Annotated in this window: 19 protein-coding genes; 12 read left to right on the top strand and 7 right to left on the bottom strand. The window is 73.1% G+C overall.

The genetic code is table 11. From position 1 onward, the window contains the following. Nucleotides 1-29: 29 nt before the first annotated feature. The gene (locus ID804_RS08125) at nt 30-1,709 is read right to left on the bottom strand and encodes a phospho-sugar mutase (RefSeq protein ID WP_169079615.1); all 1,680 of its coding nucleotides are present in this window, start codon (nt 1,707-1,709) and stop codon (nt 30-32) included. Nucleotides 1,710-1,741: 32 nt separating this feature from the next. Then, the gene (locus ID804_RS08120) at nt 1,742-2,575 is read right to left on the bottom strand and encodes a purine-nucleoside phosphorylase (RefSeq protein WP_169079617.1); all 834 of its coding nucleotides are present in this window, start codon (nt 2,573-2,575) and stop codon (nt 1,742-1,744) included. A gap of 118 nt (nt 2,576-2,693) precedes the next feature. On the opposite strand from ID804_RS08120, the gene ID804_RS08115 reads away from it, so the two are divergent. Both ID804_RS08115 and ID804_RS08110 read left to right on the top strand, forming a co-directional pair. Further along, complete coding sequence (locus ID804_RS08115) at nt 2,694-4,133, top strand: NAD(P)H-quinone dehydrogenase (protein WP_169079619.1); 1,440 nt, start codon at nt 2,694-2,696, stop codon at nt 4,131-4,133. A gap of 335 nt (nt 4,134-4,468) precedes the next feature. Next, nucleotides 4,469-5,332: a hypothetical protein gene (locus ID804_RS08110; RefSeq protein WP_169079621.1), complete on the top strand. Its 864-nt coding sequence runs from the start codon at nt 4,469-4,471 to the stop codon at nt 5,330-5,332. Between the two features lie 126 nt (nt 5,333-5,458). On the opposite strand, the gene ID804_RS08105 is transcribed toward ID804_RS08110, so the two are convergent. Then, complete coding sequence (locus ID804_RS08105) at nt 5,459-7,234, bottom strand: acetyl/propionyl/methylcrotonyl-CoA carboxylase subunit alpha (RefSeq protein WP_169079623.1); 1,776 nt, start codon at nt 7,232-7,234, stop codon at nt 5,459-5,461. Nucleotides 7,235-7,443: 209 nt separating this feature from the next. Here ID804_RS08105 and ID804_RS08100 point away from each other — a divergent pair, with 209 nt between their 5' ends. After that, entirely contained in the window at nt 7,444-7,821 is a 378-nt protein-coding gene (locus ID804_RS08100) for a YciI family protein (protein WP_169079624.1), read from the top strand. A 112-nt stretch (nt 7,822-7,933) separates the two neighbouring features. Here the strand turns inward: ID804_RS08100 and ID804_RS12215 are convergent, their stop codons facing one another. Further along, complete coding sequence (locus tag ID804_RS12215) at nt 7,934-8,584, bottom strand: hypothetical protein (RefSeq protein ID WP_223159068.1); 651 nt, start codon at nt 8,582-8,584, stop codon at nt 7,934-7,936. Nucleotides 8,585-8,678: 94 nt separating this feature from the next. Here ID804_RS12215 and ID804_RS12210 point away from each other — a divergent pair, with 94 nt between their 5' ends. Then, nucleotides 8,679-8,981: a hypothetical protein gene (locus tag ID804_RS12210; RefSeq protein WP_223159067.1), complete on the top strand. Its 303-nt coding sequence runs from the start codon at nt 8,679-8,681 to the stop codon at nt 8,979-8,981. Between the two features lie 37 nt (nt 8,982-9,018). Here the strand turns inward: ID804_RS12210 and ID804_RS08090 are convergent, their stop codons facing one another. Continuing rightward, nucleotides 9,019-9,663, bottom strand: a complete 645-nt coding sequence (locus tag ID804_RS08090) for a Maf family protein (protein WP_169079625.1) — start codon at nt 9,661-9,663, stop codon at nt 9,019-9,021. Between the two features lie 107 nt (nt 9,664-9,770). On the opposite strand from ID804_RS08090, the gene ID804_RS08085 reads away from it, so the two are divergent. From ID804_RS08085 to ID804_RS08070, 4 genes are all read left to right on the top strand, one after another. Further along, nucleotides 9,771-11,003 carry a class I SAM-dependent RNA methyltransferase gene (locus ID804_RS08085; RefSeq protein WP_169079626.1) on the top strand — a complete coding sequence of 411 codons (1,233 nt, stop codon included), beginning with the start codon at nt 9,771-9,773 and terminating at the stop codon, nt 11,001-11,003. Nucleotides 11,004-11,144: 141 nt separating this feature from the next. Next, nucleotides 11,145-11,822: a response regulator transcription factor gene (locus ID804_RS08080; protein ID WP_169079627.1), complete on the top strand. Its 678-nt coding sequence runs from the start codon at nt 11,145-11,147 to the stop codon at nt 11,820-11,822. Continuing rightward, nucleotides 11,809-13,083 carry a sensor histidine kinase gene (locus tag ID804_RS08075; RefSeq protein WP_188219183.1) on the top strand — a complete coding sequence of 425 codons (1,275 nt, stop codon included), beginning with the start codon at nt 11,809-11,811 and terminating at the stop codon, nt 13,081-13,083. The genes ID804_RS08080 and ID804_RS08075 overlap by 14 nt, the downstream gene beginning before the upstream one ends. A gap of 8 nt (nt 13,084-13,091) precedes the next feature. Next, the gene (locus ID804_RS08070; protein ID WP_317451228.1) at nt 13,092-14,135 is read left to right on the top strand and encodes a hypothetical protein; all 1,044 of its coding nucleotides are present in this window, start codon (nt 13,092-13,094) and stop codon (nt 14,133-14,135) included. A gap of 469 nt (nt 14,136-14,604) precedes the next feature. On the opposite strand, the gene ID804_RS08065 is transcribed toward ID804_RS08070, so the two are convergent. Further along, nucleotides 14,605-14,862: an acyl-CoA carboxylase epsilon subunit gene (locus tag ID804_RS08065; protein WP_169079629.1), complete on the bottom strand. Its 258-nt coding sequence runs from the start codon at nt 14,860-14,862 to the stop codon at nt 14,605-14,607. Beyond that, a complete protein-coding gene (locus tag ID804_RS08060) occupies nt 14,859-16,457 on the bottom strand; it encodes an acyl-CoA carboxylase subunit beta (protein ID WP_169079630.1) in 1,599 nt (532 codons plus the stop codon). Before ID804_RS08060 ends, ID804_RS08065 begins: the two co-directional genes overlap by 4 nt. A gap of 226 nt (nt 16,458-16,683) precedes the next feature. Between ID804_RS08060 and ID804_RS08055 the strand changes: the two genes are divergently transcribed. The 4 genes from ID804_RS08055 to ID804_RS08040 are packed head-to-tail and all read left to right on the top strand — an operon-like array spanning nt 16,684 to nt 20,409. Beyond that, nucleotides 16,684-17,628 (top strand): hypothetical protein, encoded by a 945-nt coding sequence (locus ID804_RS08055; RefSeq protein ID WP_169079631.1) that lies wholly within the window; start codon nt 16,684-16,686, stop codon nt 17,626-17,628. Further along, the gene (locus tag ID804_RS08050; RefSeq protein WP_169079632.1) at nt 17,625-18,311 is read left to right on the top strand and encodes an acylneuraminate cytidylyltransferase family protein; all 687 of its coding nucleotides are present in this window, start codon (nt 17,625-17,627) and stop codon (nt 18,309-18,311) included. The genes ID804_RS08055 and ID804_RS08050 overlap by 4 nt, the downstream gene beginning before the upstream one ends. After that, entirely contained in the window at nt 18,308-19,183 is an 876-nt protein-coding gene (locus ID804_RS08045) for an N-acetylneuraminate synthase family protein (RefSeq protein WP_169079633.1), read from the top strand. The genes ID804_RS08050 and ID804_RS08045 overlap by 4 nt, the downstream gene beginning before the upstream one ends. Next, nucleotides 19,180-20,409, top strand: a complete 1,230-nt coding sequence (locus ID804_RS08040) for a DUF6716 putative glycosyltransferase (protein WP_169079634.1) — start codon at nt 19,180-19,182, stop codon at nt 20,407-20,409. The genes ID804_RS08045 and ID804_RS08040 overlap by 4 nt, the downstream gene beginning before the upstream one ends. Nucleotides 20,410-20,482: the final 73 nt, after the last annotated feature.

Genomic DNA, 20,482 nt, shown 5'->3' with positions numbered 1-20,482 from the left:
CCAAGCATGCGACGCCGAGGCGACGCCGATCACGCGACGAGCGCCCGCATTCCCTCCTCTAGCGCCGCCACCTGCGCCTCGGCGGCCGCGCGACGCTGCTCGGCCGTGCCCTCGGCGCTCGAAGCGTCGATGTACACCTTGACCTTCGGCTCGGTGCCGCTTGGGCGCACGATGACGCGGGCGCCGCCCTCCATCCAGAAGCGCAGGATGTCGGACGGCGGGAAGACGCCGAACCCGCGGATGAAGTCATCGACCTGGTCGACGCGCACGCCGCCGATCGACGCGGGAGGAGCATCCCGCAGCGCTGCCATGATCTGGCCGATGCGCGCCAGGTCGGTGACCCGCAGCGAGACCTGCGCGCTCGCGAACGCGCCGAAGCGCTCGTCGAAGGCGCGCAGGTGGTCGGCGATCGTGCGGCCCTCGGCCGCGAGCTCGCCCGCGAGCGCGAGGAAGTCGGCGGCGGCGGAGATGCCGTCCTTGTCCCGCACTTTCTCGGGGTCGACGAGATAGCCGAGGGCCTCCTCGTAGCCGTAGGCGAGCCCGCCGACGCGCGAGACCCACTTGAAGCCCGTGAGCGTGTCGCTGTAGCTGAGGCCGTAGGCCCTCGCGACCTCGGAGAGCGCGGGGGAGGAGACGATGGAGGCGGCGAGCTTCGCCATGCGATCCTGCCGGCGCAGGCGCTCGGCGGCGCGCCAGCCGAGCAGCGCCCCGACCTCGTTGCCGGTCAGGCGGCGCCAGCCGGCCTCGGCGCTCGCGTCGGGGATGGCCACCGCGAGCCGGTCGGCGTCAGGGTCGTTGGCGATGATCAGCTGCGCGCCAGCGCGGCTGGCCGTCGCGTACGACAGGTCCATCGCGCCCGGCTCCTCCGGGTTCGGAAAGGCGACGGTCGGGAAGGCGCCGTCGGGCTCGATCTGCTCGGCCACGACGGTCGGCTCGCCGAGGCCCGCCTCGACGAACACGCGCCGCGCGACCTCCCACCCGACGCCGTGCATCGCCGTGTAGACGAACGGCACGGGCGTGCGCGCGGGGGCGTCGTCGCCGTGCGGCACGAGCGCGACCGTGGCGGCGACGTAGGCATCGACGACCTCCTCGCCAGCGGTCTCGAAGTCGGTCGAGCGCGGCAGCTGGTCGATCGACGTCGTGGTCGCCACACCGAGGATCGCCTCGTGGATCTCGCCGTCGACCGGCGCGACGATCTGCGAGCCGTGGTCGCGGCCGCCGAGGTACACCTTGTAGCCGTTGTCGCGCGGCGGGTTATGGCTCGCCGTCACCATGACGCCGGCGCTCGCGTCGAGGTGGCGCACGGCGAACGCCAGCACCGGGGTGGGCAGCGCTCGCGGCAGGAGGATCGCCCGCACGCCCGCGCCCGCCATGAGCTCGGCGGTGTCGCGCGCGAAGACGTCGGAGTTCACGCGCCCGTCGTAGCCGATGACGACGCTCGGGTGGCTCTCACGACCGAGCAGGAAGCGCGCGAAGCCCGCCGCGGCCTGCGAGACGAGCACCCGGTTCATGCGGTTGGGGCCGGCTCCCAGCTCGCCGCGCAGCCCCGCCGTGCCGAACGCGAGCCGCGCGTCGAAGCGGTCGCGCAGGGCCGCGACGGCCGCTGCGTCGCCGGTCTCGGCATCCGCGATGAGGGTCTCGAGCTCGGCCCGGGTGACCGGGTCAGGATCCTGATCGCGCCAGGCCTTCGCGTCGTCGAGCGTGGTCATGGTGCCTCCTCGTGCTGGTCGGGGCGCGGCCGCTACAGCGCCGCGACGATGCGGGCGAGCAGCGCGGAGATGACGGGCTCGGCGTCCTTGCCGGCCTGCAGCACCTCGCCGTGGCTGAGCGGCTCGGGGCTGATGCCCGCGGCGAGGTTCGTGATGAGCGACATGCCGAGGATCTCCATGCCGGCCTGACGTGCCGCGATCGCCTCGAGCGCGGTCGACATGCCGACGATGTGGCCGCCCATGGCCTTCGCCATCTGCACCTCGGCGGGCGTCTCGTAGTGCGGGCCGCGGAACTGCACGTACACGCCCTCGTCGAGGCTCGGGTCGAGCTCGCGCGCGAGATCGCGCAGCCGCGCGCTGTACAGGTCGGTGAGGTCGATGAACGTCGCGCCCTCGAGCGGCGAGTTCGCCGTCAGGTTGATGTGATCGCTGATGAGCACCGGGGTGCCGGGCGTCCAGTGATCCTTGATGCCGCCGGCGCCGTTGGTGAGGATCATCGTCGTCGCGCCCGTCGCGGCCGCGGTGCGCACCGAGTGCACGACCCGGCGCACGCCGTGGCCCTCGTAGTAGTGGGTGCGGGCGCCGATCACGAGGGCACGCCTGCCGCTCGGCGTGAGGATGCTGCGCAGCGTGCCGACGTGCCCCGTCAGCGCCGGCTTTGAGAAGCCGATGACCTCCGTCGCGGGGATCTCGGCCGTCGTCTCGCCGATGAGGTCGGCGGCCTTCGCCCAGCCCGAGCCGAGCGTGAGGGCGATGTCGTGGCGCTCGACGCCCGTCAGCCGGGCGATCTGCTCGGCCGCCTGAGCGGCGATCGCGAACGGGTCGACGGCGGGGTCGTCGAGGGGGTGCGGTGCGACGTCGGACATGTCGATCATCGTAGTGAGGGGCGCGGATGCTCGGACGCGCGCTGCTCTGCGCATCCGCGCTCAGCGCGAGCCGAGCATCCGTTCGGTCATGCCGGGGCCGAGTGGAAGACTGGAGGGCATGTCGACGACCTTCGAGCGGACTCAGCGCATCGTTATCCTTGGCGGCGGCCCCGGCGGCTACGAGGCCGCCCTCGCCGGCCGGCAGCTCGGAGCGGAGGTGACGCTCATCGAGCGTGCGGGCGTCGGCGGCTCGGCGGTCCTCACCGACGTCGTGCCCTCGAAGACGCTCATCGCCACCTCCGAGGCGGCCGAGGCGATTATGGAGGCCGGCGAGGTCGGCGTGCAGTTCTTCGCCCGCGGCGAGCAGGGCCGCGCGGTCAAGCCCGAGATCGCCGTCAACCTCACCGCCGTCAACCAGCGACTGCTGCGCCTCGCCGCCCAGCAGTCGCAGGACATGCACGACCAGCTCGAGCGCGCCGGCGTGCGCATCCTCACCGGGGAGGCCCGCCTCGACGGGCCGAACCGCGTCGTCGTCTCGACCGGCAGCGGTCGCAAGCGCGTCGACTTCGACGAGTGCGAGGCTGACACGGTCATCGTCGCGGTCGGCGCCTCGCCCCGCGAGCTGCCCTCGGCTCGACCCGACGGCGAGCGCATCCTCACCTGGAAGCAGCTCTACGGCCTGGCCGACGTGCCCGAGCACCTCATCGTCGTCGGCTCGGGCGTCACGGGCGCCGAGTTCGCCTCCGCGTATCGCTCGCTCGGTGCGCGCGTCACGCTCGTCTCCTCCCGCGACCAGGTGCTGCCGGGCGAGGATGCCGATGCCGCGGCCCTCATCGAGACGGTGTTCCTCCGCTCCGGCATGGAGCTGCTCTCCAAGGCGCGCGCCGAGAGCGTCGAGAACACCGACTCGGGCGTGCGCGTCACCCTCGCCGACGGTCGCGTCGTCGAGGGCTCCCACTGCCTCATGGCGGTCGGCGCCGTGCCGAACACCGCCGGACTCGGGCTCGAGGAGGCCGGCGTGCAGCTCACCGAGAGCGGGCACATCCGCGTCAATCGGGTCGCGCGCACCTCGATCCCGTCGGTGTACGCCGTCGGCGACTGCAGCGACTTCCTGCCGCTCGCCTCCGTCGCGTCGATGCAGGGCCGCACCGCGGTGTACCACGCGATGGGCGATGCGGTCGACCCGGTCGAGCGCCGCAACGTGACCTCGAACATCTTCACGCACCCCGAGATCGCGACCGTCGGCTTCTCGCAGAAGGACGTCGAGGACGGCATCGCGCGCGGCACCGTGCTCAAGCTGCCGCTCGCGGCGAACCCGCGCGCGAAGATGCAGGGCATCAAGGAGGGCTTCATCAAGCTCATGGCCTCGCGCACCTCGGGCACCGTCATCGGCGGTGTCGTCGTCGCGCCGCGCGCCTCGGAGCTCATCCTGCCGATCGCGCTCGCCGTCGAGCACCGCCTGACGGTCGACCAGCTCGCCTCGGCGATGAGCGTGTACCCCTCGCTCTCGGGCGGCATCACGGATGCTGCGCGCGCGATGCACGTCATCCGCGAGTAGAGCGGCTCGCGCCCTACCCCGGCCCCCGTCCCCGGACTTGAGCCGAAAAGTGTCGTTTGAGTCGGAACTTCTCGGCTCAGATGCCACTTTCCGGCTCAGGCTCCTTGGGAGACGCGAGTTGCGAGGTCCCTTCCCGCTCAGGGCTCCTCCCCAGGGAGCCTTGCGGAGCATCTTCGCCCGGGGGCGAGGGCGCCGCGATCCACGGGGTGCGGGTTGAGCATGCTGTCACGATGCACGGGTCCGCAGCCTCTCGACCACCGCATCTCGTCATGGCGCGAGATCTTGACGATGCGGGGGAGAGAGCATGGCTCTATCGCGCACGACGATCAGGAGAGATGCTGTCGCTGCACCCGGGGGTGCATATCGCTGCGGACGAGCTCGAGCAGCTCAGCAGGGATGAGCGCTACCGCGTGCTGGTGCTCGCCTCCGGGCGTCGGCTGCACCGTCACGACGTGATCTCGCACTGGTCAGCGGCCGCGCTATGGGGTCTTCCTGCCGTGAATGGCTGGCCGCACGCAGTTCACTCGACCGTCCCGACGGACAGTGGGTTGTGCTCCAACCGCACCTTTCGGCGCCACCGGACCCTTCGCCCGATCGCCGAGGTGGAGCGCCGAGCGGGACTGCCGGTGACGTCTCTGGCGAGGACCGTCATCGACGTCGCGGCGACGTCGGGCTTCGCAGAGGCGGTCGTGGTGGCGGATGCCGCGCTCTTCACCGTGAGCCGCGGCGTCCAGGACGGTCTCACCGCGGGATCTTTCCGATCCGAACTCGCCGGCGCGCTCGACGAGCTCGGCCGCGGGCCCGGAAGCGCGCGAGCCCGCAGGGTGATCGACTTCGCAGACGAGCGGGCGAATCGTCCAGGGGAGTCTCTCAGTCGAGTCACGATGCATCTGATCGGTGCGCCAGCGCCGGAACTGCAGTTCCGCGTGGTCGGTGCATCCGGGCGCGCCTGGCACACCGACTTCGGTTGGCCCGACTTCGGTGTGGTGGCCGAGTTCGACGGGCGCGCGAAGTATGCCGATCCGCAGTTCTTGAGGGGCCGCACACCTGCCGAGGTGGTCTACGACGAGAAGATGCGGGAGGACGACATCCGCCCATGCGTGCGAACATTCGGTCGCTGGGACTGGGCGACCGCGCGCTCGCCGGGCCGCATGGCAAGCGCGCTCCGACGCCTCGGCGTCCCCGTGGGTCGCGAGTGAGTCGAGAAGTGGCGATCGGGTCGAAATGTTTCCACTCATTCGCCACTTCTTGGCACACGCGCAGCGCAGCCGCGCCGGTGCCGGGGCAGCCAGTGCGCGGGCACCCGAAGGGTGCGGACAGCCGCGCTAGTCGGCGATGCTGAGCAGCACGTGGCCCGCGGCCACGGTCTCGCCTACCGAGGCGCTGATGCCCGTGATGGTGCCCGCCTTGTGGGCCGTCATCGGCTGCTCCATCTTCATCGCCTCGAGGACGACGACGAGGTCGCCCGCGACGACGGTGTCGCCCTCGGCGACGGCGAGCTTGACGACGGTGGCCTGCATGGGGCTCTTCACCGCGTCGCCGGAGGCGCCGACGGCGACCGACGATCCACCGCGGCGGCGGGGAGCGACCGCGGTGGCGCTCGCGGCGCGGGATGCTCCGCTCGGCATGAGCGTCTCCGGCAGCGACACCTCCAGGCGCTTGCCCCCGACCTCGACGACGACGGTGTGCCGGGCGACGGGCGCCGACACCTCGTCGGTGAGGGTGCCGCTCCACGGCTCGAGGGTGTTGTCGAACTCGGTCTCGATCCAGCGGGTGAAGACGCTGAAGGGGGCGCCGTCGGCGGGCGCGAACGCGGGGTGCTCGACGATGGCGCGGTGGAACGGGAGCACGGTGGGCAGGCCGGCCACCTCGAACTCGGCGAGAGCGCGTCGCGAGCGCTCGAGGGCATCCTCACGGGTCTTGCCCGTGACGATGAGCTTGGCCAGCAGCGAGTCGAAGGCGCCGGAGATGACGTCGCCCGTGGTGACGCCCGAGTCGACGCGCACGCCGGGGCCGCCGGGCACGCGCAGCGCGTGCACGGGGCCGGGCATGGGCATGAAGTTGAGCCCAGGGTCCTCCCCGTTGATGCGGAACTCGATCGAGTGGCCGTGCGCGACGGGGTCGTCGTAGCCGATGGCCTGGCCCTCGGCGATCCGGAACTGCTCGCGCACGAGGTCGATGCCGGTGACCTCCTCCGAGACGGGGTGCTCGACCTGGAGGCGCGTGTTGACCTCGAGGAACGACACGGTGCCGTCGGCGCCGATGAGGAACTCGCACGTGCCCGCGCCGACGTAGCCCACCTCGCGCAGGATCGCCTTCGACGACTCGTACAGCAGCGTCGTCTGCGCCTCGGTGAGGAACGGCGCCGGGGCCTCCTCGACGAGCTTCTGGTGGCGGCGCTGCAGCGAGCAGTCGCGCGTCGAGATGACGACGACGTTCCCGTGCGCGTCGGCCAGGCACTGGGTCTCGACGTGGCGCGGCTTGTCGAGGTACTTCTCGACGAAGCACTCGCCGCGGCCGAAGGCGGCGATCGCCTCGCGGGTGGCCGACTCGAAGAGCTCGGGCACCTCCTCGCGCGTGCGGGCGACCTTGAGGCCGCGGCCGCCGCCGCCGAAGGCGGCCTTGATGGCGACGGGCAGGCCGTGCTGGTCGACGAACTCGAGCACCTCCTCGGCGCCGGCGACGGGGTTGAGGGTGCCGGGGGCGAGCGGTGCGCCGACCTTCTCGGCGATGTGGCGCGCCTTGACCTTGTCGCCGAGGGCCTCGATGGCCCCCGGCGAGGGGCCGATCCAGATGATGCCGGCGTCGATGACGGCGCGGGCGAAGTCGGGGTTCTCGGCGAGGAAGCCGTAGCCGGGGTGCACGGCGTCGGCGCCGGAGCGGCGGGCGACCGACAGCAGCTTGTCGATCACGAGATAGGTCTCGGCGCTCGTGGTGCCCCCGAGCGCGTAGGCCTCGTCGGCGAGCTTCACGTGGCGCGCATCGCGATCCTGGTCGGCGTAGACGGCGACCGTGCCGAGCCCCGCGTCGCGAGCGGCGCGGATGACGCGGACGGCGATCTCGCCACGATTGGCGATGAGAACCTTCGTGATGCGGGCCATGGTTCTCTACCCTAGGGGCCGTCGCGCACCCCCCGTTTGGCCCATTCTCACAGAAGCGGCGTCGATCGATTGGAGAAGAGCCCAGAGGGCGGATGCTCGGCACCGGCTTAGCGCAGATCTCGCGGCGCTCGTGTCGATTCCGCGCCACCGCGCGCGTCTTCCATGGGAGACTGCCGATCCGCGCAGTCCGCGATGGAGAGGACACGGCGATGGCCGACCAGTATCTGTTCATGATCGTCGAGCCGGATTGGGATTCCGACGCGTACGTCGGCAACCCCGAACGGATCGAGGCGGAGTTCCCGGAGTTCGCCTCGTTCGAGAGGCGCGCTGAGGAGCTCGGCGCCCGCATCGTCGGCGGCAACGCGCTGCATCACCGTCGCCATGGCGGCACCGTGAAGCCCGGACCGGAGGGGCGCGAGCTCGCCGAGGCCGTGTGGACCGACGGGGCGAGCATCGAGAGCGACGAGGTCATCACGGGCTACTACCTCGTCGAGGCCGACGAGGAGGTCGCTCGGCAGCTTGCCGTGCTCATCCCGACGGGCGGCCATATCGAGTGGCGGAAGATCTTCCCCTTCGACGGCGGCTGATCTCCTCGATCGCCGAGCACTCGTCGTGCCGGGTGCCGCGTGCCACGATGGGCGCGTGCGCCCGGCCGATCTCGACTTCCGCCGCGCATGGCCGAGCGTCGTGCGCCAGCTGTCAGCGCACTCGGGCTCGATCGACCTGGGCGAGGAGCTCGCGGCCGAGGCCTTCGCGCGCGCCGTCGCGCACGAGGGCGAGATCGACGACCTCGTGGCCTGGTGCACGACCGTGGGGCGCCGGCTCCACGTCGACCTCGTACGCCGCAGCGCCGTGCGCGAGCGCGCCCTGCCCGAGCTGGAGCTGCGCGCGAGCGAGCGCGACGCCGACCGCGCTCACGCGCACGCCGTCGACGACCGGCTCGCGCTCCTCCACGTCGCGTGCGACCCGGCGATCGGTGCCGGGGGCCGGCTCGTGCTCGCCCTGCGGCTCGTGTGCGGGCTCGACACCGCGCGCATCGCCTGGCATCTCGGCATCGATCCGCGAGCGGCGGCGGCGCGACTGACGCGCGCCAAGCGCGGTCTGGCGGATGCCGTGGGCGCCTTCCGCGTGCCCGATCGCGCCGAGCGGGCTCCCCGTCTGCCGGGCGTCCTGGAGTGCATCGCGGCCGTCCACGCGGTCGGTCAGCGCGACGCGCTGCGGCCCAGCGACGCGACCGACGACTTGGGGCGCAGCGCGCTCACGCTCGCCGTCGCGGCTGAGCGCGACCAGCCCGACGACCCCGAGGCGGCGGCGCTCACCGCCGTCGTGCTCCTCGCGCGCCGCGCGCACGGCGGGCTCGGGCGGGCGATTCGCGCTCGAGGCGTCGATCGCCGCCCTCCACGTCGCCGCCCCCCGTGTCGAGGCGACCGACTGGGCGGCGATCGTGACGCTGCACGAGCGGCTCGTCGCTCTGCGGCCCTCGAGCGCGGCGCGCGTCGCGGCCGCGGTCGCTCGGGGGCGGTTGCTGCTGCGCGGGGGCGGCGACGTGGCTGCGGTCGTCGACGAGCTCGAGACGCTCGAGCGCGAGGGCATGCCGGCCTCGCGCCGCGATGCGTCGCTCGCGCTCGCCGACCTGGACTGGCAGCGCGGCGAGCGCCACCGCGCGGTCGACCGCTACCGGATGCTCGTTCCCACGCTGCCCGAGCCCCTCGCGGCGTTCGCCCGCCGCCGCGTGGACGGCGGGTGAGCCGGCCCCCTCGCGAGCGTCGAGCGTCGCGGCGCGCCTAGCGGTTCCAGAGCTCCGTCCACCGCCCGCCGAGCTCGTGCACGAGCTTGCGCACGAGCGGCACCGACAGCCCGACGACCGTGTGCGGGTCGCCCTCGATGCGGTCGATGAAGCCCGCGCCCTTCGAATCGATCGTGAACGCCCCCGCGACCTTGAGGGGCTCACCGGTGGCGATGTAGGCGTCGATCTCCGAATCCTCGATGTCGTCGGCGAAGTGCACGACGGCGCTCGAGGCGCGGCCGACGGCGCCGCGAACGCGCCCGCCTCGGTGGTCGATGAGCCAGTGCCCCGAGTGCAGCACGCCGCTGCGCCCGCGCTGGGCGAGCCAGCGCTCGCGCGCGACGTGCGGCTCGTGCGGCTTGCCGAACACGGTGCCGTCGAGCTCGAACGCCGAGTCGCCGCCGAGGATGAACCCGTCCAGATCGGCGGGCGACAGGCCCGCGGCGGCGGTGACCTCCGGGTCGAGCACGGCCTCGGCCTTGAGGCGGGCCAGCAGCTGCACCATCTCGGCGGCGCCGAGCGGACCGGCGGCGGCGACCGCGGCATCCTCGTCGACGAGCGGTGCGAGGGCGAGCGGTTCGATGCCGACCGCGCGCAGCGTCGCGAGGCGGGCGGGCGAGGTGGAGGCGAGGATGAGGCGCACGCCCCGATGCTAGGCGGCGGCCGCGAGAAGGCGCGCGAGGCGTCGCACGCCGCCGCGAGGCGCCGCACCCCGCGAGGCGCCGCGGGCCCGGCCCGTAGGCTGGCGGCATGGGTGAGAACGTGGGCCGCGAGGTCGAGCTGTCGGTCGATCGCATCGCGCACGGCGGCATCGCCGTGGGCCGGCTCGACGGGCGCGTGGTCTTCGTCTCGGACGCGATCCCGGGCGAGCGGGTGCGCGCGCGCATCAGCGACGACCGTAAGAAGAGCTTCTGGCGCGCCGACGCCGTCGAGGTGCTCGAGGCGAGCGAGCATCGCCGCGAGCACGTCTGGGCGGCGGCGAGCATCGACCGGGATCCGCGGCAGCGCGCCGGCGGGGCCGAGTTCGGTCACATCGCGCTCAGCCACCAGCGCGAGCTGAAGCGTCAGGTGCTCGCCGAGGCCCTACAGCGCATGGCGGGGCTGTCGAGCGAGGTGCGCGTCGAGCAGCTGCCCGGCGATCACGCCGCGAACGGGCTGGGGTGGCGCACGCGCATCCGCCTGCACGTCGACGACGAGGGCCGCATCGGGCCGATGGCGAGCCGCTCGCACACGGTGATCCCGGTCACGGATGCCCCGCTCGCCTCGCCCGCCGTGCAGGCCGCGATCCCCTTCGCCGAGCGCTTCGTCGGGCTGCCGACGGTCGACGTGCTCGCGCCCACCGTGGGGGATGCCCGGCTCGTGCTCGGCGAGCAGAAGCCGAGCATCATCACCGAGCGGGTCGGCGAGCGCACGTTCCGCCTCGACGACACGGGCTTCTGGCAGGTGCACCGCGAGGCGCCCGCGGCCCTCACGGCGGCCGTGCAGGCGGCGATCGACGACGCGATCTTCGACCCGCGCGCGGCGAACCTCGACCTCTACGGCGGCGTCGGCCTGCTCGCGGCGGCGGTCGGCGACCGGTTCGGGCCGGCGACCCGCATCACGACCGTCGAGGCTGATGAGCGGGCCACGGAGCACGCCGCCGAGAACCTGGCCGAGTGGGTGGGCGCCGCCGCGGTGACCGCGCGCGTCGACCGCTTCCTGCGCGAGCTCGAGGCGAGCGCCTCGGCCGCCGAGCGCGCGCGGCTGCGGGCGGCGACGGTCGTGCTCGACCCGCCCCGCTCGGGTGCGGGCACCGAGGTCATGGGGGCGCTCGGCCGACTGAAGCCCGCGCAGCTGGTCTACGTCGCGTGCGACCCCGTCGCCCTCGCCCGGGATGTCGCGCTCGCCGCCGAGCACGGCTATCGGCTGGCAGGCCTGCGGGCCTTCGATCTCTTCCCGCACACGCACCATGTGGAGGCGGTCGCGTCGCTCGTGCGCGACTGAGCGGTGGGGGCGGGCGCTCCCCGGCGGCGCGCCGATACGGTCGTGCGGGCGCTCGTGCCGACTAGCATGGGGGCGAGCACCGCAGCCCGACGGTGCGCCCCACCGCTCGGGGCTTGATCGGCACAGGGGGAACAGCGCGTCGTGGTCGCACCGCAGGGGAAGAAGGTCCGGATCGCCGTGGTCGACGACCACGAGTCGGTCCGCCTCGGCCTGCAGGCGGCCTTCACGAACGCCGGCTTCGACTTCGTGCTCGCCGCGGCCACCGTGCCCGAGTTCGTCGAGGGCCTCGGCGCCCGTGAGGTCGACGTGGTCGTGCTCGACCTCTCGCTCGGCGACGGCTCGAGCGTGACCGAGAACGTCAAGGCGGTGCAGGCCACGGGGTCCGCCGTGCTCGTGCACTCGATCGCCGACCGCGTCGCGAGCGTGCGGGAGGCGCTCGCCGCCGGCGCCGCCGGCGTCATCCCGAAGTCGTCGGCGACGAAGACGGTCATCGCGGCGGCCGAGACGGTCGCGCGGGGCGAGGTGCTCAACAACCTGGAGTGGGCGAGCGCGATCGACGCCGACCGCGATTTCGCGAAGGCGCAGCTCGGCCGGCGCGAGCGCGAGATCCTGCACCTCTACGCCTCCGGCCTACCGCTCAAGCTCGCCGCGCAGCAGCTGGGCATCGGTTACTCGACGGCGCGCGAGTACCTCGACCGGATCCGCGCGAAGTACGTGGAGGTCGGCAGGCCCGCCCCGACGAAGGTCGACCTGCTGCGCCGCGCCGTGGAGGACGGCATCCTGCCGGGGCTCGACAACGATGGCGATGAGCCGGCCTGACCCGGCTCCCTCCGCGGCCAAGCTGCCGCGACAGCCGATCAGCCGCAAACGGGTCGACACCGTGCTGTCGCGCTCGGTCGCCTGGTTCGGCGTGGTCTTCGGCCTGCAGGCCCTGCTGCTCGTGCTGCCGCAGTACTCGCTCGGCCAGCCGGTGTGGTCGGCGCTCGCCGTCGGTGCGATGTACGGCTCGCTGCTGCTGTCGCTGCTGTGCTCGACGGTCAAACGCTTCGTGGTCGGCGCCCACCGCGCGGTCGCCGTCGTCTACGTGCTCGCCCTGCTGACCTGGCCGTTCTTCCTCGCCGATCCCTCGCAGCCGCAGGAGGGCGATCACTGGCTGTACCTGCTGACGACGGTCGCCACCGCGAGCGCTGCGATCGGGCTGAGCGTGCGCGGCGCGCTCGTCTACCTCTTCGTCGTGCCCTTCATCTACGGCATCATCCGGGCGACCCCGTGGGGCGGCGACGGGCCGTGGGAGCTCGGGCTGTTCAACGCCGTCTATGCCGTCATCCTCGGCGGTGCGGTGCTCGTCATCATCACGATGACGCGCGCGGCCTCCACCTCGGTCGACGACGCGCAGGGCATGGCGCTCGACCGGTACTCGCACGCGGTGCGGCAGCACGCCACCGAAGTCGAGCGCGTCCACGTCGACGCGATCGTGCACGACAGCGTGCTGACCACGTTCCTCTCGGCTGCGCGGGCGGAGTCGGCGGAGGAGAAGCAGCTCGCCGCGACCATGGCGGGCAATGCCATGCGGCATCTGGAGGAGGCGGCCCTCGCGACTCCCGACGACGGCAGCACCGTGCGGTTCCGGCAGGTCGCCGACCGCATCGTCACGGCGGCGCGCGAGCTCTCGGCGCCGTTCTCGATCCGCGTGCGCTCGCTCGACACTCGCATCCTGCCGGCGGCGCAGGCCGAGGCGCTCTACTCCGCCGCGGTGCAGGCGATGGTCAACTCCCTCCAGCACGGCGGCGGTCACGAGGTGAAGCGCTGGCTGCGCGTCTCGGGCGTGCAGGGCGGTGCGATCGAGATCGAGGTGGGCGACGCCGGTGTCGGCTTCGACCTCGACCAGGTGCCGGGGGAGCGGCTCGGCGTGCGGCGCTCGATCATCGAGCGCGTCGCGAACGCCGGCGGCCGCGCCGAGGTGCGCTCCGCGCCCGGGGCGGGCACGGTCATCACGCTGCGCTGGCCTGTCGTGATGGCGCCGCTCGACGGGGCTGCGGAGCTCGACGCCGCGTCGCCGACGATCGAGGGGACGCGATGAGGATCGGCGTGCCCCGCTCGCTCATCGTGACGATGGCGGCGCTGTTCTCCGGCTACCACATCGTGCTCGGGCTCTACACGATCGCGATCCCCGCTAACCCGCTCGCTGTGCTCGCCGCGATGGCGCTCTACGCGCTCGCCTCGACCATCAGCCTCCTGCCGGGCCAGCCGGAGCGCATGCCGGTCTGGATGGCCGCGCTCAACGTCGCCGTCTGCGTCAGCATGACGCTGCTCGTGACGCCGCAGCTCGACCCCGAGCGCGAGGGTGGGCTCGGCTACGCGACCTGGTACGTCGCCGCGATCGGCACGCTCATGACGATCACTTCCACGCGTCGGCGGCACCTGTTCGCGTGGACGGGCATCGCGCTGCTCATCGTCCAGACGATCTGGTGGGGCGGCGCGGGACTGCTGCTCAGCACCGGCGTCATCGGCTCGGCGGCGTGGGTGGCGATCTCGCACATCCTTAGTCGCGCCCTCGCGAAGGCCTCCCTCGACGCCCAGCGGTTCGCCCAGGCCGAGCGGGAGGCCACCGACTGGCAGGCGGCGCAGGAGGCGCACCTCTACGAGCGGCAGTTCCGGCTGGGCCAGACCGCGACGATAGCGGCGCCCATGCTCAAGGTGATCGAGCGCTCCGGCGGCGAGCTGACCGACGAGCAGCGGCGCGAGTGCCTCTATCTCGAGGCGGCGATCCGCGACGAGATCCGCGGCCGTGAGCTGCTCAACGACGCGGTGCGCGTCGAGGTCATGGCGGCCCGGCGTCGCGGTGCGACGGTGACGCTCTTCGACGAGGGCGGGCTCGACGGGATGGACCCGGCCGAGCGGGAGCAGGTGCTCGATCGGCTCGCGGCGGCGATCGGCGGCACGACCGCCCGGCGGATCATCGCTCGCACGGCACCCGCGGATTCGGATGTGGCGGTGACCGTCGTGGGGCTCACGCCCGTCGGCGACGGCTCGGCGCGCGACCTCGGCTCGGCCGAGGAGGAGGACGACGAGGACGACGAGGTTGACCTCTGGATGGAGATCCCCCGGCCGTCGGCGGTGTCTCCGCGCTGAGGCGGCGTGAGCGCCCCCGATGGGGACGTCGCTCGACGGGCCTCACCGCCCGTTAACGATCGAGGGGCCGGAGTACCCATCTCCGGCCCCTCGTAACGTATCGAGTTAGATCCACAACCCGAATATGGACCTAACTCGCCCCCCAATCAACGGGCCGATTACCCTAGTCGGCCGGTGAAGGGTGGTGCGGTCTTCAGAGAGAGCCGCACCGCTTACCTGCAATAGTGCCGGTCGCCATCGTGTCCGCATAGTCGTCATTTTGGGGGACACCTGGGGGACAATTCTCGTACCCCGGTCGGCGACTGAGGCCATTTCGCGCGGGTGTGGAACGGTGATGTGTGCGGAATCGGGGTACATCCCCCGTCCGGGGGTAGCGGACGAGGGCGTGCATGCCCTTGTCGATGCGGAATCCGTCGTCAGCACGACGGAATCCGCACATCGCGCTCGCGCGCGCGGGCGATGTGCGGCCTCAGCAGCCGCGCTGGCCTCGCGAGGCGCTCCACGCCCCGGGGCCCGCGTGCACCTCCGCGCGAGGGGCCCGCGCGGCCTGACGCCACAGATTGACCCGAGGCTCGGTGCGCGGCGCCCCGAGCGAGGCCTGCTCCGCGAGCACCGCCGCGAGCACGGCCTGCACGGCGGCGAGCTCCTCGTCGGTGGGGTGCCCCGACTCGATACGCACGACGGGCGCGGGCGCAGCATCCGCCGCGGGGGTGTCGGCGTGCGTCACAGCGGGATGTTCCCGTGCTTCTTCGGCGGCAGGCTCGCGCGCTTGCCCTTGAGCGCCCGCAGCGCCTTGATGACCGCCACGCGCGTCGCCGCCGGCTCGATGATGCCGTCGATCTCGCCGCGCTCGGCCGCCAGGAACGGGCTCGCGACGTTGTAGGTGTACTCGTTCGCCAGCCGCGTGCGCACCGCCGCGACATCCTCGCCGTTCGCCTCGGCCGCCTTGATCTCGTTGCGGTACAGGATGTTCACCGCGCCCTGCCCGCCCATCACGGCGATCTCGGCCGTCGGCCAGGCGAGGTTGATGTCGGCGCCGAGCTGCTTCGAGCCCATGACGATGTACGCGCCGCCGTAGGCCTTGCGCGTGATGACCGTGACGAGCGGCACGGTCGCCTCGGCGTAGGCGTACAGCAGCTTCGCGCCGCGGCGGATGACGCCCGTCCACTCCTGGTCGGTGCCGGGCAGGTAGCCGGGCACGTCGACGAGCGTCAGGATCGGGATCGAGAAGGCGTCGCAGAAGCGCACGAAGCGCGCGGCCTTCTCGCCGGCGTCGATGTTGAGCGTGCCGGCCATCGCCTTCGGCTGGTTCGCGATGACGCCGACGCTGCGGCCCTCGACACGTGCGAAGCCGATGACGATGTTCGGCGCGAAGAGCGGCTGCACCTCCAGGAACGACCCCGCGTCGACGACGTGGTCGATGATGTCGAGCACGTCGTAGGGCTGGTTCGGGCTGTCGGGGATCATCGCGTTGAGGCGGCGGTCGTCGTCGGTGACCTCGAGCTCGGCGTCGGAGGCGTACTCGGGCAGCTCGGCGAGGTTGTTGTCGGGCAGGTAGCTCAGCAGCGAGCGGGCGAAGTCGAAGGCGTCGGGCTCGTCCTGCGCGAGGTAGTGCGAGACGCCCGAGGTGCGGTTGTGGGTGAGCGCGCCGCCGAGCTCCTCCATGCCGACGTCCTCGCCCGTGACGGTCTTGATGACGTCGGGGCCGGTGACGAACATCTGGCTGGTCTTGTCGACCATGATGACGAAGTCGGTGAGGGCCGGCGAGTACACGGCGCCGCCCGCGGCGGGGCCGCAGATGATCGAGATCTGCGGGATCACGCCCGACGCGGCGGTGTTGCGGCGGAAGATCTCGCCGTACTTGCCGAGCGCGACGACGCCCTCCTGGATGCGCGCGCCGCCCGAGTCGAGGATGCCGATGATCGGCACGCCCGTCTTGATGGCGAGCTCCATGACCTTGATGATCTTCTCGCCCGCGACTTCGCCGAGCGAGCCGCCGAAGATCGTGAAGTCCTGGCTGTAGACGGTCACCTGCCGGCCGTGGATCGTGCCGGTGCCGGTGACGACCGCGTCGCCGTAGGGGCGCTTGGCCTCCATGCCGAAGGCGTGCGTGCGGTGGCGGACGAACTCGTCGAGCTCGACGAAGCTGCCATGGTCGAGCAGCGCGTCGATGCGCTCGCGGGCCGTGAGCTTGCCCTTCGCGTGCTGCTTCTCGATCGCCGCCTCGCCCGCCGCCGTCACGGCCTCGTGGTAGCGCACGCGCAGATCGGCGATCTTGCCGGCGGTCGTCGACAGGTCGGGGGCTGTGGTCTCGTCGGTCACCGGGTCAGCCTATCGACCAGGCAGGGCGGGGTGCCGTTGGTGGAAGGCCACAAAAAGGGGGATGCCCGGTGTGCGTCGCGAGACGGCGCGCGGTCATCGGACGGTCGCCCTCCGTTCACCGCGGCGCCCGCGCGCCGTCACCGGCCGCTCGTACCGTCGCTGGCGAACCGAGCCCGCGAGCGGGCGGGGGTGCCCGCGCTCGTGCGGGCTGGCGAGGGGGATCCGCATGCCGAGGCCGTGCACGACTGCGTGGGTCGAGTCGCCGCTGCAGCTGCTGGGCGCGCTCGAGCACGCGGCGCTCACCGAGGGCGAGCGCGAGCGGCCGATCGCCATCGTGCCCCGGGCGGGCGACGCGCAGCTGGAGCGCACCGCGACGCTCGTGCACGAGCGCGGCGGCGAGCCGGAGGGCGTCGGCATCGGGCTCGAGCGCCGGCTGCTGCCGTGGCACCGCTTCGCGGCGGGCGGCGACTGGCTCGTCGGGGACGCGTTCTCCGGCCTCGTGCAGGCGCGCCTCGCGCGGGCGGTGCCCGAGCGGCTCGTGCTCGTCGACGACGGCGCCATCACCCGCAGGCTCGCGCGGCTGCTCGCGGCGGGCGAGCCGCTGCTGCGCCCGGATCGCCGACCGGGTGAGCGCGTGCCGGGGCTTCGTCGCACGCTCGCCGAGGCGACCACCCGCACGCTGCGGGCGCTCGCCGAGGAGGGGCGGCTCGAGGTGACGACCTACCTCGACCCCGGCGACCCGGCGGTCGCCCTGCTGGAGGGACTCGGGGCCGCGGTGCGGCACCACCGCTTCGCCTGGACGCGCGCGCACGGTCTCGCCGCGCGCGACGTGCCGGCCGGTCGCCGCGTCGTGCTCGGCACCGCGGCCGTCGCCGATCGCACCTCGACCCCCGACGAGCAGCGCGCGCTCGTGCTCGCCCTCGCGCGCGCCGGCCGCATCGCCTACCTGCCCCACCGTCGTGAGCCGGAGTGGTTCGTGCGCGCCCTCGCCCGCGAGCGCCACGTCGAGGTCATCGCCCCGCTCGTGCCCGTCGAGCTCGCGCTCGGCGGCGCCGCGCGCCCCCTCGACATCGTGAGCCGCCCGTCGAGCGCGCTCGAGACCCTGCAGCTCGTGCTCGAGGGCACCGGCTCGCGCGTGCTGCTCGCCGACCCGCTGGCGGCGGCGTCATGACCGTGCTCGCGGTGATCCCGGCGAGGGGCGGGTCGAAGGGAGTGCCCGGCAAGAACCTGCGCACGGTCGGCGGGCGGAGTCTCGTGGCGAGGGCGGTCGGCGCGGCCCGCGCCGCGGCATCCGTCGACCGGGTCGTGGTGAGCACCGACGATCCGGCGATCGCCCGCGAGGCCGAGGCGAGCGGCGCGGTCGTCGTCGTGCGGCCCGCCGAGCTCGCGACCGACGAGGCGGCGAGCGAGAGCGCGCTGCTGCACGCCCTCGAGGTCGCGGGAGACGGGGTCGACGTCCTCGTGTTCGTGCAGGCGACGTCGCCCTTCGTCGACCACGATGACCTGGATGCCGCGGTCGCCCGCGTGCGCTCCGGCGAGGCCGACGTCGTCTTCGCCGCGATCGCGACTCCGGTGTTCCTCTGGGCGCCGAGCAACGAGCCCTCCGGCGGCTGGGCGGGCGTCAACCACGACGCCGCACACCGCCCCCGCCGGCAGGAGCTGCCGCCCCAGGTCGCCGAGACGGGCGCCTTCTACGTGCTCGACGCCGCGGGGTTCCGCGCCGCGCGGCACCGCTTCTTCGGCCGCATCGAGCCGGCCGTCGTCGACGAGCGCGGCGCGCTCGAGATCGACACCGAGCAGCAGCTGCGGCTCGCCGACGCCCTCGCGGGCACCATCGAAGGAGGAGACGCGTGAGCGTCACGATCGCCGGTCGGCCCGTGGGGCCCGGCCACCCCGTCTACGTCATCGCCGAGATCGGCCTCAACCACAACGGCGACGTCAACCTCGCCAAGCGCCTCATCGACGTCGCGGCCGATGCCGGGGCCGACGCCGTGAAGCTCCAGAAGCGCACCCCCGAGCTCGCGACGCCCGCGCACATGCGCGACGTCGAGCGCGAGACGCCGTGGGGCACCATGACCTACCTCGAGTACCGGCGCCGCGTCGAGCTCGATCGCGAGCAGTACATCGAGATCGGCGACCACGCGACGCTGCGCGGCCTGACGTGGTTCGCCTCGCCGTGGGACGAGCCGAGCGTCGACTTCCTCGAGAGCCTCAACGTCGCGGCGTACAAGGTCGCGTCGGCCTCGGTGACCGACCTCGCACTGCTGCGGGCGATCGGCGCGACCGGGCGGCCCGTGATCCTCTCGACCGGCATGTCGACGCTCGAGCAGATCGACGCCGCCGTCGCCGCGCTCGACGCCGACGACCGACTCATCGTGCTGCACGCGACGTCGACGTACCCGATGCCGGCGGAGGAGGCGAACCTTCGCATGATCCCGGCCCTCGGCGCGCGCTACTCCGGGGTGCCGATCGGCTACTCGGGCCACGAGCGGGGCCTGCAGATCAGCCTCGCGGCGACCGCGCTCGGCGCGACGGTCATCGAGCGGCACATCACCCTCGACCGCACCATGTGGGGCAGCGACCACGCCGCCTCGCTCGAGCCGCAGGGGCTCGAGCACCTCGTGCGCGACATCCGGATCATCGAGCAGGCGCTCGGCGACGGCTTCAAGCGCGTGCAGCCCGGCGAGCTCGCGCCGATGGCGAAGCTGCGCCGCGTCGGCGCATGACCCTCGTCGCGCTCGCCGACTCCGACTCGTACCTCAAGTGGGTCGCGGGCACGGCCGAGCGGCTGGCCGAGCAGGCGCCCTGGACGGTCGGCGACGTGGCCCTGCAGCTGCTCGCGAATCCGGTGCTGCCGAGCGAGCCGCAGCGCCGCGCCGCGCTCGACCGCACGCGCTGGCGCAGTCGCGACCTCGCCGTGCTCGCGCTCGACGACCTCGTCGAGCAGGTGCGCCAGCGCCGCCCCGACGCGGTGCTCGTCGGCATGCGCGGACCCGCCGCGGCCGTCGTGCTGCGCGAGCTCGCCGAGCTGCCGCACCGACCGGTGCTGGTCACGGGGCTGCCGGGGGTGGCGATCCCCGCCACCCGCAAGGCCCTGTTCTACCGCGCGCAGGCCGACCTCATGCTCGTGCACTCGCGCGGCGAGCGCCGGGCGTTCGCGGCCCGAGCCCGCGAGCTGGGCTGGCCGCAGCGGTTCGCCCTGTCGACGCTGCCCTTCCTCGAGCGCCACGCCTCGGCCGGCGACGACATCGTCTTCGCCGCCCAGGCGCTCGTGCCCGCGTCGCTCGACGAGCGTCGCTGGCTCGTCGCCCGCCTCGACGAGCTCGCCAGGCGTCGCCCCGAGCGTCGCGTCGTGCTCAAGGTGCGCGCGGGCGCGGGCGAGCAGCAGACCCACGCCGAGCGCTGGCCCCTCGCCGCGCTGCTTGACGAGCTGCCGCACCGGGCCCCGAACCTCATCGTGCGCGGGGGCTCGATGCTGCAGACCCTCGACACCGCGGGCGCGCTCGCCACGGTGAGCTCGACCGCGATCGTCGAGGCGGTCGCGCGGGGCATCCCCTCGATCGCGCTCGACGACTTCGGCGTCGACGACGCGCTCATCAACACGGTCTTCCGCGGTTCGGGACTGCTGGGCTCGGTCGCCGACATGCTCGAGGGCCGGTTCCGGATGCCCGCGGCCGCGTGGGCCGCCGACAACTACCTCCACGCCGAGGCCGACGCCGACGCCGCGACCGCGCTCGCCGAGCTCGTCGCCGAGCGCGCGGGCGGAGGGCTGCCGACGCGCCGCCCCGTGCGCTCGACCCTCGGCGGTCCGCTGCGCCGGGCCTGGGATCGCAAGACCGCCCTCGGCGCCCACGACCGCTCGGTGAGCGGTGCGGCGGCGCTCGCCGTCGGGGCGCCCGCGCGCGCGATCGTCACCGGCGCCCGCCGGGTGCGGAGCGCGCTCGCCCGCTGAGTCCGGGCATCCGGGGCTCGCGACGCCCCCGCGCCCCCGTCGGTGGTCGCGTGCGGCCCGAGGACCGCTGTGC

Origin of the sequence: Microcella alkalica (assembly GCF_014595885.1) — a bacterium.
Lineage (GTDB): Bacteria > Actinomycetota > Actinomycetes > Actinomycetales > Microbacteriaceae > Microcella > Microcella alkaliphila_B.
This window is presented reverse-complemented; position numbering and strand designations above follow the sequence as displayed.

Excerpts from the sequence above, each read along its gene's own strand:
- ID804_RS08125 (WP_169079615.1), bottom strand. The coding sequence starts at position 1,709 with ATGACCACGCTCGACGACGCGAAGGCCTGGCGCGATCAGGATCCTGAC.
- ID804_RS08120 (WP_169079617.1), bottom strand. The coding sequence starts at position 2,575 with ATGTCCGACGTCGCACCGCACCCCCTCGACGACCCCGCCGTCGACCCG.
- ID804_RS08115 (WP_169079619.1), top strand. The coding sequence starts at position 2,694 with ATGTCGACGACCTTCGAGCGGACTCAGCGCATCGTTATCCTTGGCGGC.
- ID804_RS08110 (WP_169079621.1), top strand. The coding sequence starts at position 4,469 with ATGCTGTCGCTGCACCCGGGGGTGCATATCGCTGCGGACGAGCTCGAG.
- ID804_RS08105 (WP_169079623.1), bottom strand. The coding sequence starts at position 7,234 with ATGGCCCGCATCACGAAGGTTCTCATCGCCAATCGTGGCGAGATCGCC.
- ID804_RS08100 (WP_169079624.1), top strand. The coding sequence starts at position 7,444 with ATGGCCGACCAGTATCTGTTCATGATCGTCGAGCCGGATTGGGATTCC.
- ID804_RS08085 (WP_169079626.1), top strand. The coding sequence starts at position 9,771 with ATGGGTGAGAACGTGGGCCGCGAGGTCGAGCTGTCGGTCGATCGCATC.
- ID804_RS08075 (WP_188219183.1), top strand. The coding sequence starts at position 11,809 with ATGAGCCGGCCTGACCCGGCTCCCTCCGCGGCCAAGCTGCCGCGACAG.
- ID804_RS08055 (WP_169079631.1), top strand. The coding sequence starts at position 16,684 with ATGCCGAGGCCGTGCACGACTGCGTGGGTCGAGTCGCCGCTGCAGCTG.
- ID804_RS08050 (WP_169079632.1), top strand. The coding sequence starts at position 17,625 with ATGACCGTGCTCGCGGTGATCCCGGCGAGGGGCGGGTCGAAGGGAGTG.
- ID804_RS08040 (WP_169079634.1), top strand. The coding sequence starts at position 19,180 with ATGACCCTCGTCGCGCTCGCCGACTCCGACTCGTACCTCAAGTGGGTC.